The sequence below is a fragment of the Pseudomonas sp. SIMBA_068 genome, assembly GCF_046534705.1.
Lineage (GTDB): Bacteria > Pseudomonadota > Gammaproteobacteria > Pseudomonadales > Pseudomonadaceae > Aquipseudomonas > Aquipseudomonas putida.
Genome location: NZ_JAWRYI010001527.1, coordinates 1 through 239 on the forward strand (window position 1 = coordinate 1; position 239 = coordinate 239).

General features: G+C 55.6%; 1 pseudogene. It reads right to left on the reverse strand.

The features are described 5' to 3' along the window. Positions 1–239: pseudogene (locus tag SB756_RS34785) on the reverse strand (hypothetical protein); the annotation flags it as partial.

Below are 239 nucleotides of genomic sequence, written 5' to 3' on the forward strand. Positions count from 1 at the left end.
GGGTTAAACCAGTAGCGGGTTTGTACATCAATAAGCGGTTCAAAAGTCTGCCCGTTGTCCTCCGCTCGCTGCATTTGCCAGATCTGCCAGATCCCTTCGACATACCCCTGCACAAAGTTAGCGGTATTCGGCTCACTGCCGTCGGTGATCACCTGAATCGGTGCGGTGGCGTTGGCGCGCTCCATCTGTTCCGCAAAATCCACCGGAATAACCACCAGACCGCGAATTTTCCCCGCCTG